The sequence below is a fragment of the Paenibacillus sp. OK076 genome (genome assembly GCF_900110055.1).
Lineage (GTDB): Bacteria > Bacillota > Bacilli > Paenibacillales > Paenibacillaceae > Paenibacillus.
In genome coordinates this window covers 566,587-581,026 of the sequence record NZ_FOCH01000001.1, presented here as the reverse complement: position 1 = coordinate 581,026, position 14,440 = coordinate 566,587, and the positions used below count along the sequence as shown (strand labels likewise).

Annotated in this window: 10 protein-coding genes; 6 read left to right on the top strand and 4 right to left on the bottom strand. The window is 47.2% G+C overall.

What is annotated here, in order from left to right:
* Nucleotides 1-172: 172 nt before the first annotated feature.
* A complete protein-coding gene (locus BMY78_RS02450) occupies nt 173-1,228 on the bottom strand; it encodes a hypothetical protein (RefSeq protein WP_090894360.1) in 1,056 nt (351 codons plus the stop codon).
* Nucleotides 1,228-3,063 (bottom strand): HSP90 family protein, encoded by a 1,836-nt coding sequence (locus BMY78_RS02445; protein WP_090894359.1) that lies wholly within the window; start codon nt 3,061-3,063, stop codon nt 1,228-1,230. The genes BMY78_RS02450 and BMY78_RS02445 overlap by 1 nt, the downstream gene beginning before the upstream one ends.
* A 447-nt stretch (nt 3,064-3,510) precedes the next feature.
* Here BMY78_RS02445 and BMY78_RS02440 point away from each other — a divergent pair, with 447 nt between their 5' ends.
* The 4 genes from BMY78_RS02440 to BMY78_RS02425 all read left to right on the top strand — a co-directional run bounded on the left by BMY78_RS02440 (nt 3,511) and on the right by BMY78_RS02425 (nt 8,574).
* On the top strand, nt 3,511-4,416 hold the full coding sequence (locus tag BMY78_RS02440) for an ABC transporter ATP-binding protein (RefSeq protein ID WP_090894356.1): 906 nt from the start codon (nt 3,511-3,513) through the stop codon (nt 4,414-4,416).
* The gene (locus BMY78_RS02435) at nt 4,409-5,242 is read left to right on the top strand and encodes an ABC transporter permease subunit (protein ID WP_090894354.1); all 834 of its coding nucleotides are present in this window, start codon (nt 4,409-4,411) and stop codon (nt 5,240-5,242) included. Before BMY78_RS02440 ends, BMY78_RS02435 begins: the two co-directional genes overlap by 8 nt.
* A 218-nt stretch (nt 5,243-5,460) precedes the next feature.
* Complete coding sequence (locus BMY78_RS02430) at nt 5,461-6,747, top strand: DUF5050 domain-containing protein (protein WP_090894352.1); 1,287 nt, start codon at nt 5,461-5,463, stop codon at nt 6,745-6,747.
* A gap of 198 nt (nt 6,748-6,945) precedes the next feature.
* Nucleotides 6,946-8,574 carry a helix-turn-helix domain-containing protein gene (locus tag BMY78_RS02425; RefSeq protein WP_177185632.1) on the top strand — a complete coding sequence of 543 codons (1,629 nt, stop codon included), beginning with the start codon at nt 6,946-6,948 and terminating at the stop codon, nt 8,572-8,574.
* Between the two features lie 100 nt (nt 8,575-8,674).
* Here the strand turns inward: BMY78_RS02425 and BMY78_RS02420 are convergent, their stop codons facing one another.
* Nucleotides 8,675-9,247 carry a GbsR/MarR family transcriptional regulator gene (locus BMY78_RS02420; RefSeq protein WP_090894347.1) on the bottom strand — a complete coding sequence of 191 codons (573 nt, stop codon included), beginning with the start codon at nt 9,245-9,247 and terminating at the stop codon, nt 8,675-8,677.
* A 497-nt stretch (nt 9,248-9,744) separates the two neighbouring features.
* On the opposite strand from BMY78_RS02420, the gene BMY78_RS02415 reads away from it, so the two are divergent.
* Together BMY78_RS02415 and BMY78_RS02410 are read left to right on the top strand one after the other, a co-directional pair.
* Nucleotides 9,745-10,974, top strand: a complete 1,230-nt coding sequence (locus BMY78_RS02415; protein WP_090894345.1) for a quaternary amine ABC transporter ATP-binding protein — start codon at nt 9,745-9,747, stop codon at nt 10,972-10,974.
* On the top strand, nt 10,940-13,531 hold the full coding sequence (locus BMY78_RS02410; protein WP_090894342.1) for a glycine betaine ABC transporter substrate-binding protein: 2,592 nt from the start codon (nt 10,940-10,942) through the stop codon (nt 13,529-13,531). The genes BMY78_RS02415 and BMY78_RS02410 overlap by 35 nt, the downstream gene beginning before the upstream one ends.
* Nucleotides 13,532-14,074: 543 nt before the next feature.
* On the opposite strand, the gene BMY78_RS02405 is transcribed toward BMY78_RS02410, so the two are convergent.
* On the bottom strand, nt 14,075-14,287 hold the full coding sequence (locus BMY78_RS02405; RefSeq protein ID WP_090894339.1) for an immunity 17 family protein: 213 nt from the start codon (nt 14,285-14,287) through the stop codon (nt 14,075-14,077).
* Nucleotides 14,288-14,440: the final 153 nt, after the last annotated feature.

The window sequence follows — 14,440 nt, the reverse complement described above, 5'->3', positions numbered from 1 at the left end:
CACGGTATAAAAACGATAAACAGGCTTGTTCAAAGGAGGATAACCCTTCTTCTGAACAAGCCTGTTTTGCTTAGCGCAGTGACATTTAGGAGTACCATCCGATAATATCCTACATCATACTGCCTTATAAGATTTGCTGAATTCGTTAGCAGCGCTTTAGGAATTATACTGACTATACCTCGCTTAACATAGAAGAGACATGCTGATTGCCATTCCGCTGGTCATATTTATCTGCAGCCGCTTTGGCATAAGCCGCAAAATAGTCGGCCAGTTTAGGCAAATCTCCTGGATCTCCTTCATAGGGGAATGAAGCAGGAAGCCGCAATCGGTATCCTGGAGATTCGTCAGCCCAGCGGCGCAGCAGTTGTGCTGCTCTGGCATAGAACATCATTTTGGCAAACGGATCTTCATGATCCATCGCGAGCACTATATTTTCTTCCAGTACATCGATGCCCTTCGCCGGGTTTGTGCGTGCAAGATAATCCATCTGCTCGGCAAAGCTCTGCACAAAATCATTATGTCCTTTGATCATGCGATAGCCTTTGGCCTGATGTTTGTCAGCTTCGTTAATTTTGCCAAGCCGGTATAGTGGCATCAAAATCTCTGATAAGGTCAGGTGCGGTATTTCGGCACAACTCATTCGCCCTTTCAATATAGGCTTCGCCGCTTCCAGCACCTTCTCATCCTCACCTACCAGTATCCAGTAACGCATGATCTCGTCCTGCTCACAGGCTTCACAATCACTCATAAAGTCACGGTCCATACTTCTGAACTTCGTGTAGCTGGTACCGGCCTCATCCAGATCGCCAAGATCCATGGATATGCGGAACCGATAATACCAATACGAACGCTCGCTGTACCCGAATGATTTGAAGCGACGTCCAAAGTCCTCCAGCAGCTCCATCATTTTATCGCGAGACACTTCCGGGAAGCTGGATAACTCGCCCAAAATCCATTTATACGACCACATTAACGTTTCTTCGTCATAGCGTTCTGGCTGTTGATCAAACTTGCCCAGCTGCCAGGAAAAAGCAATCAGTGCTTTCATCGGATAACCGCAGAATGTAGCGGTCTCCACGATCTCTGAACGTGCTTCGTACGCTTCCTCCTCCATGCCATTCACATCAGCGACTCTTGCCGCTTCCTCCAGCATACCCAGCTTCGCTGTTCCATTAGGCAGGCCATAGGCCTCATCCATCAAATCCTCAAAATTCATTTCGGTCTTCATCAGGCATCCCCCTTACGATCTGTATTCGCACGCAAACCCCAATCAATAAAACGAACGATGCCCTGATTCAACACCTCAAGCTCCTGCCGATTCATCGCATAATGTCCCATCATCAACGCGTTGACATATAACATCTCAATGGCACTCGGAGTCATTTGGGCATCCGGTGAAGTCAGGACCCGCTGAATAATTGGATTGTTGATGTTCAGGTATAGGGTCGAATAACCTGCCGAACTAATGCCGGATGACAATGATCCGAGGACAGATGAGAACAATTCTGTACTCTCCTCACTCGCTTTTTCCAATGCACGCAGCGTGGAAGACTCTTGCGAGAGCGTGAACAACACCGGCAAATCGGTTGGCTTGAAGCCCTTCACCTCTGCACGGCAGCGGAAACGTTGCAAAGCAGAATCAGCAAGGCGCAGGGCATCATAATACTGATTTCGTTCAGCCGGCGGCACATCGGTGAAACTCATGGATACCTCGTCCGGCTGCAACCGCTGCGTCTGTACATGCTGTACCGCCAGTGGCAGCATTGCCATCAAATCGCTGTCGTAGATGTATCCACCGTTAATGACAAGCATCGATTGGGCTGACGCGACATGATGAATCTGGCGATACTCATCCACCGTGGTCGTGAAGTACAACGTTTCTCCCTCGCTCATCAACTCGCCCAGTTCCCGATGGCCGCGGGTGCTTTCAAACGGAAGCCAGCGGTGAATCATGGCGTAGAACTCCTGATCCTGCACAGCCAGTGCTTTCATCGACAGCGAATGCAGGCGAATCAGCTTTTGCAGTCGCTCCGTTTGGTTCTCAGCCATGTCGGCCAATCCTTTACGAAGGGCATCACCAAGTTCGGAGCGAACCTCTTCCAGCTTTTCATTTTCATAAAAATGTTCCCGTGAAGCTGTTGGTTGAAGCTCGTCTGTCCAGATCAGGCATTTCACGAAGAAGGCCCAATCCGGCAAAATATTCTCCGCCTTCTCCGAGATCAGCATTCGCTTCAGGTACACCCGGTGAGAACGCTTGGCATTCAGATTGACAGCATGCGGCAGAACAAAGGCTATACCTCCTGTACGGCCTGAAGCCGTCGTCAGTGGAATGAAATCCTGAAATTTCTCTCCAAGCAATCGTTCACCAAAAGCCAGCACTTCCGCTCGGCGTCCACGTGAAAGCTCAGGCTCCATCAACCAGATGGGTGACTCGCTATTGACGATATGTTGAACACCGTCACAGTGCAAGTTGACTGGATAAGGCAGCAGCGCTCCATAATAGAACAGGGCTTCTTTCACATATTCCGTTTCAAAGTACTGGGCGGCATCCGGCGTACAGCGCAGATATACTTTCGTTCCCGGAGACAACTGTGTATCCAATTGCCGAATCGTATAGGTGCCATCGGGCTTACCCCGCCACTCCATCGAAGGTCCACCCTTCGCGGATTGCGTCAGCATGACGATTTCATGACTCACCATGAAACAGGACAATAATCCGATCCCGAATCGCCCGATAAACGAAGTCTCTCCATCGAGCAAGGCCTGCTGCCCACGCTTCGAGGATTGACCTATCATCGCGAGAAACTCATGGATATCGGCTTCCGTCAAACCAATGCCGTTATCCTCCACCATCATGGTCAACTGCTCGCCTGTTCCGGTCAGTTCCACACGTACTTCACCCTGGAATCCCGGTTCCGCTTCTGTTCGAGCTGTAATGGCATCCGTCGCATTCTGCATTAATTCACGTAAAAATACTTTAGGGCTGCTGTATAGATGGTTCGATAAAATCTGGATCATACCGCTTAGATTCACCTGAAAGCGGTACTCATTGGATGCTGTCATTTCGCTCACCTTCCTCTGGTCCAAACACATCTGATGTTTCCTACTTGGAAGTGTTCGTATGATGTGTTAGACGAAATAGTTATGTACTCACAAGACATGAGACGCTCCATAGATGGATACGCCAAGTGACGACGTCAAACCGGCCTTGGCTAACCAAGACCGGCGTTAGATGAATATTCAGGCATTCATGATATGTAAGAGGCCTTAAGTCTAATTACCACGTTATGGATGGCAATGAAACGGGATATTGCATCCTTTTAACCAGAATACATGGTATAAACCATAGTGAAAACAAACCTTAGACCCGATTTCGCCGGACTTTAGGGTGAAGTTGCTGCTCACATTTGGGACTAAAGACGGAGAAGTGTTATTTTCTGGCCCACCATTTGAACGATATAGCTCATCTGGACGTATAATCTCCAAACTCAGATCGGACGGTGAATATATATGATTGAAGTTCGCAACATTTCCAAGCAATTTAAAGTGCATCAGGCACTGAACGATGTCAGCTTCACGGTTGAACAAGGCAGCGTTACCGGGCTGATTGGTCCCAACGGCTCGGGCAAAACCACCCTGATCCGCATCATGAACGGCGTTCTCGGTGCTTCGGGTGGGCAAGTGAGCATTAACGGCCTTGATCCCTTCCGTGAGACAGAGAACGTACTCGCCATATGCGGCACATTAACCGAACAGAGCGGATTGTATGAAAATATGAGTGGGCGCGACAACCTGATCTTTTTCGCTGAAGCTTTCGATGTACAACATGCCAAAGCACGGATTGACGAGCTCGTGGAACTGTTCGAATTGCAGGAATATCAACATCGAAAAGTAGGCACCTACAGCACAGGTATGAAAAAGCGCGTAGGTCTAGCGCGGGTGCTGCTGCACCGCCCCTCCATTCTTTTTCTGGATGAGCCAACCAATGGGCTTGACCCGGACGGGATTCAGATGGTGCTCCGAATCATTCGTCGGCTAAATCAGGAGGAACATATGACGATTCTCGTGTCGTCTCATGTGTTATCCCAGCTATCGGCCGTGTGTGATCGGTATATTTTCATGGAAAAGGGGCGCAAGGTTGAGGAGGGTACGGAGCAGGAGATCGTCAACCGATACCTGACCTCACCCCGGATTGAAGTTGAAGCGACCATGCCAAATGGCTGGCAAACGGTGGGTGGGTATACACCGGAGACAGTTTCCGCGAACAAAGCCGTTTTCCAGCTTCAAACCCGTGAAGATATTCCGTTGTTGCTGCGACAATTGACCGAGCGTGGACAAGTCTATCAGGCCCGGATTACGGACAGCGATCTGGAAAGTATTTATTTTGCCATTAGGGAGGCACACCATCATGAATAACAGACAAGCCATACGTGCACTTGTTCTCAAAGATATTCGAGCCATCACAGCCAGCGTGCAGCTCTGGCTGCCTATGTTGATCGTTCCGCTGGTTATCGGGATCATTATGCCAGGGATACTCATTTGGACAGCTTCAAGGATGGAACTTTCTTCCTTCGGCAATATGAGCTTCCTGCTTGATACGCTGGATAACCTCACCCATGCCGGGCGGATTCCACAGCTTGCTTCGATGCCTACGGATAACCACCGTATTGTTTATTACCTCGCCTTGTACATGTTTGCGCCCCTGTTTCTCATCATTCCGGTGATGGCATCCAGCATTCTAACGGCCAACAGTTTTGCAGGCGAGAAGGAGCGCAAGACTCTGGAAGGTCTTCTGTTTACTCCGATGAGTATGGATACGTTGTTTAAAGGCAAGGTGTTAGCCGCCCTTATTCCTTCCCTGCTGTTATCCTGGATTACCTTCATGATCTACGGCATCATTGCCAATATCCTGATGTATCCCATGTTCGGGGCATGGATGTTTCCCAATCTGAACTGGATCATTCTCGTTCTGTGGGTTGTTCCGGCGTGCAGTCTTGTGGTCATTCTGTTGAATGTACTAATCTCGGCGAAGGTGCGTGGATTTCAGGAGGCCTATCAACTCGGAGGACTGGTCGTTCTTCCATTGCTTGCCCTGATCGCCGGTCAGGCGAGCGGCATGCTGCTTATCAGTCCTCTTATGTTACTTCTGGTCGGAGCGGTGCTTCTGCTCATCAGTTTTGCTTTGCTTCGTCTGGTCACCTTGTGGAACAGTCGCCAGCAGCTGGCTGAAAGTCAGATTTAAGATGGCATCCCGCTCATATTGCTTCTGGAATGCTTTTGAGCGGGATTGGCAGCAGCATACGCAGATGTATTTAAGAGAGCTATTTTAATGAAATTCAATTTCATATCTGTCCATTTTATCCGACTGAGATGTGTAACATATTTTCCATAGTTTACCGATATAACGTAAGGTGATAATGTGTTACTTACATACATAAACAGAAGGGTGACGATTGATTTATGAACAAATGGTCTACACGCATGCAACGCACGGTCTGCTCCTTGCTGCTGTTCACACTGATCGCGGCAGCCATGCTTGGAGGCGGAGCCAATGCTCATGCAGCTTCCCTCGGCCAAACTACGGTATATTATGAGTCCGATGGTGTATTGTACAAAGTATCCGGTGACGGAAGCGGAACCACAGAGGTATTGCTTGATTTTGAAGGAGAGGGTCTATCTGCGGCGGGAACCTATCTCTATTACACCCGTTCCGAGTCTTCCACAACGCTGCTTCGCGTTCCTAATGACGGTTCAAGTGATTCTGCTGAAACCTATGCGACAGATGTATTGAGCTACTTTACGGATAATGGGTTCATCTATTATATGGATTCCAAAGGAACGATCTATCGTGCAAATGGCAATAGCGAAGCTTCCGCTGCCACCAAAATTGCAGACAAAGCAGATACGGATTTCCCGCTGCTCGCCGTAACGAAAGGCCGTGTATACTATAATGGGCTCGTTAATGGAAACCCATGGATCGTTTCCAAGGCATCCAATGGCAGCGGAGCCGTGCAACGGATTGCTGCTGGCGCAGTAGAAAGTCGTTATTTTATGAACGAGGCCAAAAACGAACTGCAATTGATGGTAAACACTGACCCATACGAGCAGTACTACTCGACCAACGCCATTATCATGTACAAGGTAAACTACACTACAGGCAAAGGTACAGCTGTTAATCCCAAAGCAAAGCTGGATGTGAACGCTGTTTATGCCGGCGGCTGGGGCAACAATCTGTATGTGTATAACAAAGGCATCAAGCTGGACAGCAACAAGGATTATGATTATTCAACAGGCAAAGCCTTTGCATTGACCACTTCTGGCAAAACGCTTCAGATTCATAGTAAGAGCATCCGGGAGGTAAGTCCGCTAGGTACGGATAAGGTTGTCGTTGTGGATGCAGACAAAAAGGCATATGCCAAAACCATCGCTGGAAACAAGGTATCCAAGTCTGCCAACCTGAATTTGAACAGTGTCACTTTCGTAACTGCTCAGCTGACCAACGGAACACCAACTATTGCGTATCTATCCGGTACAAATGGTCTTTATTCCGTGAGCACAGCCCTCAAAGTAGCCAAGCTTGCTGGAGAGGAATGGGCAACGTTCCAGCTTCATGACGATGTTCCGGGCATGTTCTACATCAACGCTAATGATGTCTATCGTCTGTATCATGTGCAAGCCAATGGCTCAGGCAAAAAGGTGCTAAGCGACGTTTTCCTGGATGATATCCTTCTGGTCGTGCCAAACTAAGCCACACATGTGGGAATAGTTATTATAGAGTCTTATAGCTAACTCAACATTGTTGTTTCAAATAAAGAGGATAACCCTAAAGCCATCACGGCTCTGGGTATCCTCTTTTTTCATGTCCAAAACTATTTTTGAAAAACATCTTCCATATGAGAATGATAATTGTTATCATTAAGAAAATAAGACAAAAGGATGGTCCGTATGACTGAACAGCTTCCCTTCATTTCTGAAACCTCATCTCTACCGCTCCTCTCTTCCATGTGCCGTGTACGGCGCGGGGAGCATTTACGTGTGCAAGGCAAGACGGTGTCCCGGCCCATGCTCTGTCTTATTTTACAAGGAGACGGTGTCCTGGTCCTGAACGATACGGTCTATACCGCCGAAGCCCATCAACTGTATGTTCTGAAGCCAGGAACAACGATTGAGGCGGCTGCCCGCTCGGCTATTACGGAGTTTATAATACTTAGCATGGATACGGTATGTTTGCAGCAAGTGCGCGGCCAATGGAAAATGTCCTCCTCCTCTGGTTTCCCGCTGGATTGGGAGACAGGCAGACTGATGGTTCGTCACGACCAACAAGCCAGAGCACGATTTGAACAATTATATGAAGCCTATCGCGGCGTTCACCGTGATCACTTTATCAGTATACATAGCCAGCTGCACGAGCTTTTGCAGTATCTCTCGGAGAACCGGCTTGAAGAAAATTATGAGAAGGTCGATCCGGCGCTTGAACGCAGCATTATGTATATGAGACGGTTCATGAGTGAAGGTATCAGCATGGATCAACTGGCCAAAATTGCCGGATTGACGCCTAGCTCCTATTCTCGCAGTTTCAAAAAAACCAAAGGCATGTCACCTACCGATTATCTGAATTGCTTACGGATTGACGAGGCCAAAAAACGCCTCAAGCAGGAGTCATGTGTACTCAGAGACGTCGCCGTATCTGTTGGCTATGGCAATGAATACTATTTTAGCCGCAAATTCAAACAAACCTTGGGGATCGCACCCAGCCTATATATGAAAAAAGACCACATTCGCGTGGCTACCGCGTCCAGGATTGAACTTCATGAGAATCTCTCTTCGCTCGGATTACAACCCGTAGCTGCTATGGACGGATGCCATGATCGGGAGCTTGATGAAGTCGAGCAGCAGCAGCGGCTGGCTACGCAATTGGAGAAATTACGTCAGGCCAAGCCAGACCTGATTATCGGTGATTTTTATCATAAACCCTTCTACGATCAGCTCAAAAGTATTGCACCTACGGTTATCCTGGATCAGGCCGATGACTGGAAAGAAAATCACTTACGCTTGGCTGAACTGGTCGGACGGGAGCAGCAGGCCCTGCAAAATTTCAAACAGCTAGAGCTTCGCAACCTTGATGTTGGGCTGCGTTTGAAGCATCATTTCGGGCAAGAACGTATTATGCTTATGCAGGTTACGAATCAGTCTATCCGGCTCCAGGAAACTATCGAGCATCCATTGAATCGCCTTATCTACGGTGAACTCGGACTAAAACCTGCACAGATCATGTCTACAGATTTAATGACAGATGAGTACGCGGCAGATAGCATCCCCATGCTGGACACGGATCATCTGTTCATGAATCGCGTCACCAATTCGCCTGCCAGTGAGAAACTGCTTCGGCGTATGAAACAAACTACAGCCTGGAATCGCTCTCCGGCCGTGTTGAAAGGTAACGTACATGATATATCCGATTGGTCTGTACTATCCTGGACCCCAAGCGGACGCCATCAGATCATGGACGAACTGGAACAGATCGTTCAGCAGCTTGTCACCTTATCACGTGTAGGATTAATCGGACAATGGTAAAGCATGTGTTTTTCTTCATTATAAATGTACAAGTGAATCATTCATCAACCAAGACAAAGAGCCCTCTCCAATTCGGAAAGGGCCCTTTGCGTTGCTGTTATTAATGTTCCTTGATCTCTTCCTTCGGAACCAATTTGTATATTTCTTCATCTTCCATGGTATCAATCAAGCGATCCAGCCATTTGTAATAGGCCTCTGCTTGAAGCACCTTATGCTTGTCTTCCTTAAGAATGCGAAGAAGTTCAGCATCTGCTTGCTCATCCAGGTCAGCAATCAAACGATTCATTTCATCAACGGATTTGCGCAGTACCTGAAGGTTACTCTCCACGGCTTTTCTCCATTTAATCACAAAATAATCCGTAAACGTCTGATGCCAGTCATACTCCACTTCATATAGGTCTTTCCGGGAGCCTTTGCTCCATACTTTATTCACCATTTTTAGATCCAGCAGTGTACGTACGCCGGTACTCATGCTCGTTTTGCTCATTTCCATTTCCCGGCCCATATCGTCAAGGGTCATAGGTTTGTCTGCAAAAAAAAGCAATCCATATAAGTGTCCCGTGGACAGCGTAACGCCGTAGAGATCCATATTACGCCCAATGGCTTCAATGACGCGTTTACGGATTCTAAGAACGGTTGCCTGCTGTTCCTCTTGTAAATGGTCCAAGCTCATGCTTGCAACCTCCATTCTGAACATTCCCAGTCTCGGCAAAATAATTGCAACGGTTTAAGATCCGGCTTACATGGGAAAGTATCCGGCAGGACATCCTATATGCCAACAGGCTTTAGGTTACCCCATGTATTTCATGGGAGCTTTACCAAGTTGCAAACGCCTACGACTATTTTTTAACCAAAAAAAACAGCTTAGATTCAGCACATTTTCTATTGTAGGAAAAGCGATATCAAATGTAAAGGTGTCTTATTAGCCAGAATAAGGAGAATGACGGAGCATATGGACGGAAAACTTTGTACAGTTTTTACTGTACAAACATTATGTACTGTTTATTCGGTTGCTATACGGGTTAAGTATTGTTAGAATACAAAACGTTACCCAGAAAGACGGGAAGCGAAGCAACGATTACCGGATTTCGTGGCTGGGCGCACAAGTGTATGGGCTTGTGGATGCTGAAAGCCGTTCGAAGTGCACAACACATCAGAAGGGGTGAAAACATGACCATACTTGAAGTAAAGAATGTAAGTAAACTGTTTGGCCCCCAAACCGAGCAAGGTCTGCAATTACTGGAGCAAGGTTGGGGTAAAGAAAAGTTGGCCAAAGAAAAACAGATAACGGTTGGTGTCAACCGGGTCAACATGGAAATTCAGGAAGGTGAAATTTTCGTCATCATGGGACTGTCCGGAAGTGGTAAGTCTACACTTGTTCGAATGTTCAATCGTCTGATTGAACCGACATCGGGAGAGATTCTTGTCCATGGTAAAGATCTACGTAAGATGAACAAAGAACAATTGCGCGAAGTGCGTCGGAAAACGATCAGCATGGTATTCCAGAAGTTTGCGTTATTCCCGCACCGTACCGTTCTTGATAATGTGGAGTATGGACTCGAAGTTCAAAAGGTTGATAAAGATGAACGTCGGGAGAAAGCAAAAACGTCGCTTGAACTGGTTGGCCTTAAAGGCTGGGAAGACAAAATGCCAGATGAGCTGAGTGGCGGGATGCAGCAACGTGTAGGTTTGGCCCGTGCGCTGGCGAATGACCCGGAAGTACTGCTAATGGATGAGGCATTCAGTGCACTTGATCCATTGATTCGTCGTGATATGCAGGATGAGCTGATTGAGCTTCAGGATAAAATGAAAAAAACCATCATTTTCATTACCCATGACTTGGACGAAGCGCTGCGCATCGGCGATCGTATTGCCCTCATGAAAGACGGCGCAGTCGTGCAGATCGGTACTCCGGAAGAAATCATGATTCAACCGGCCAACTCATATGTGGCCCGCTTCGTCGAAGACGTGGACTTGTCCAAGGTCCTCACCGCATCTCATGTTATGCGACGTCCGGAAACGATTACGCTTGACCGTGGTCCTCGTGTTGCCCTCGAATTAATGCGCGAACGTGGTATTTCCAACCTGTTTGTCATTGACCGTTCGAAAAAGCTGCTTGGTGTTATTACAGCAGAAGATGCAACCCGCGCGATGCGCGAAAACAAAGTGTTGAACGACATTCTGATCACGGATGGGCCGACTGTGTCGCCCGAAACCCTGATTCATGAATTGTTCGAAATTGTAAGTTCAGCCCATGTGCCGCTCGCTGTTGTTGGCGAAACTGGCCGTCTGCAAGGTGTTATCGTCCGCGGTGCCCTGCTTGGAGCACTAAGCGGTGAAGTTGCAGTAAAGGAGGAACTTGCGAATGATTCCCAAAATACCACTAGCATCGTGGATTGAAGCGATTGTTGACTGGATGAGCTCCTCGCTCTCCGGATTATTTAAAGTCATTTCTGTTGTTATTCAGGAGGTTGTCGGATTTTTCTCCGGGCTGTTCATGCTCCCCCATCCGCTCCTCTTTATTGTAATCCTTGGTGTATTGGCATATCTTGTTGGCCGAATACCACTGACCCTGTTTACAGTTATCGGTTTCTTGCTTGTAGATAACCTCGGATATTGGTCCCAATCGATGGATACTTTGGGCCTCGTTATTACATCAGGATTAATCTCCATTCTGCTTGGTGTTCCCATCGGTATCTGGCTCGCATACAGCAAAACTGCAGCCCGGATTATTACACCATTGCTTGACTTTATGCAGACCATGCCTGCATTTGTCTACTTGCTGCCAGCAGTAACCTTCTTCAGCCTTGGTGTGGTTCCCGGTGTTATCGCGTCCGTTATATTCGCGATTCCACCAACGATTCGCCTGACTCACCTCGGAATTAAGCAGGTATCTGGCGAACTGGTCGAAGCAGCGGATGCTTTTGGTTCTACGTCCATGCAAAAGTTGTTCAAAGTGCAGCTTCCACTCGCATTGCCTACCGTAATGTCAGGGATTAACCAAACCATCATGCTGTCGCTGTCCATGGTTGTTATTGCTTCCATGATCGGTGCACAGGGTATTGGTGCGGAAGTCTATCGTGCGGTAACACAGCTGCAGATTGGTAAAGGTTTTGAAGCAGGTCTAGCTGTCGTGGTCCTTGCGATCGTACTTGACCGTTTCACTCAAAATCTGTTTATGCCAGGCCGCAAGAAAAGCTCACGCTTCTCAGCGAAACAAAAAGCCTGGATTACTGCTGCAGCAACATTCGTTGTGCTCGTAGCTGGTTTCTCACAATACTTTGTTGGCGGCAACAGTACTTCTGCCGGCGGTAACAACACTCCAGCGAATGCTGTAGGTGAAGAAGTTAATTATCAGATCATTGGTATTGATCCGGGTGCGGGCATTATGAAGTCCGCTGCCAAAGCCATCGAAGATTATCATCTGACGGACTGGACCCTGATTGAAGGATCTGGTGCAGCGATGACTGCCACGCTGGACAAAGCCATTAAAGCTGAACAACCGATCATTATTACAGGCTGGACTCCACACTGGATGTTCAACAAATATGATCTAAAATATCTGGATGATCCCGAAAAATCTTTCGGTGATGCAGAAGAAATTCACACCATCGCACGTAAAGGCTTAAAAGAGGATCACCCGGTTGCTTATGAATTCCTGTCCCGTTTCCAATGGACATCAGATGAAATGGGCGAAATGATGAGTGCCATCCAGAATGGTACATCACCAGAGGAAGCCGCAAAAGACTACGCTGAGAAACATGCAGACCAGATTGACGAATGGACCAAAGGTCTGACGCCAGTTAACGGTGATGCATTTAAACTTAGCTATGTAGCCTGGGATTCTGAGATTGCAAGTACCAACCTGTTGAAATATGTCATGGAAAGCAAACTTGGCTATAAAGTGAACGCCCTGCAAGTTGAAGCTGGACCTATGTGGACAGGTGTCGCTTCAGGCGACGTAGATGCCTCTCCAGCAGCTTGGCTGCCATTAACTCATGCTGACTACTGGGAACGTTACAAAGACCAGGTGGATGATCTGGGAGCCAATATGACGGGTGTACGCACAGGGCTCGTTGTTCCTGCCTACATGACAGACGTTAATTCGATAGCAGATCTGGAAACAGGTGCATCTTCCTCTACTCCATCGGCGAATGCCAATGTGGGAAATGAAGTGAATCATCAAATTATCGGTATCGATCCAGGTGCCGGAATTATGAAATCCACAGCCAGTGCCATTGAGAAATACGGTTTGTCTGACTGGAAACTGGTTGAAGGTTCAGGAGCCGCAATGACAGCTACACTGGATAAAGCCGTTAAGAATAAGGAACCGGTTATCGTTACCGGTTGGACACCGCATTGGATGTTCAACGCATATGACCTGAAATACCTGGACGATCCGGAAGGCGTCTACGGCGAAGCAGAACAAATTCATACCATTGCCCGTAAAGGGTTGAAGGAAGACAAACCTGTCGCTTATGAATTCCTGGATCGCTTCTCATGGACACCTGAGGATATGGGTGAAATCATGGTCGCCATTCAAAACGGAGAAGATCCCCAAAAAGCCGCAGCAGCTTTTGCCGAAAAACATAGCGACAAAGTGGCTGAATGGACCAAAGGTCTGACCCCGGTGAATGGAGATTCCATTAAACTGAGTTACGTAGCCTGGGACTCCGAGATTGCAAGTACCAACTTGCTGGAGTACATCCTGAAAGAGAAACTGGGTTACAAAGTAACCTCCCTTCAAGTGGAAATCGGTCCAATGTGGACCGGCATTGCCAATGGTGATGTAGATGCAACTCCAGCGGCATGGTTGCCGCTCACCTCTGCCGATTATTATAACAAGTACAAGGATCAGATCGATGATCTCGGTCCAAATATGGACGGTGCCAAAACAGGTCTGGTTGTACCAACCTATATGGACATCAATTCCATTGAAGATTTAAAAGATAATTAAACCAGATTGAGATGGATAAACCTGAATTTGGCAAAAAGACCACCGAAATTTTTTCGGTGGTCTTTTTGAATGTAACCTTTACTTGGGAGTGTCTCCAAACCTAATGAAAGCCTGAATGTACCTGAAGTGCCGTTAAAGTGGATTTTCTCCCTTTCAATGAAAAGGGCCGCTCCGGATCGAATCCGGGGTCAGCTTCTCACTGGCGGTTGGAGCAGAGCAAGTGCAAGCGCTAACGAATCGGAGACGTCTTATTCAAGGATATGACGCGATTCCAGAAATCTAAAGCGCCTGAGACACGCTATATCAGAATAAAACAGTTGTTCGCAGTGTTTTTGTAAGGAATTTCAGTGAATAACGTGTCTGATGTTCCTTACTTTGTAAAAAGAAGAGCTGAAGGCAAAATAAGGCGTTCTGAGTTCTTTAGAAAATTGTCTCGAAAATCTCAAGCATAAAGCTAAACGTACTAACCGTTATCTTCTACATTAAAGGCTGTGAAACTGAATTATGTACTCACAATCTGCAAATTTCTTTTCTTTTTCCCGCTCATCCAATCAGCAGCAATAATACGCCAATCGTAATCAGCACAATACCAAAAAGCCCATACACCACTCTTGCACCCTGACGTCCAATCGTTTTCACAAAGAGACCTGCTCTGAAACTCTTCATAAACCAATCCCAATTGTTGATTCCACCCAACAAACTGAAAATCCCTGCGGCAATAGCCAATAGTGCGATTAAAATCGGTTGATCTTGCATGTCAACCCTCCTTCAAGATAATCCTGTCTACTATACCTTCCTCTGGTAAAAATGAACAGTCATTAATTAGTAAAAAAACAGCTTGCAGATGTAGGTCTGCAAGCTGTTTTTCTTAGAAGTAAAAGAGTTTAGCGTTTTAGGTTAAAACTGGTT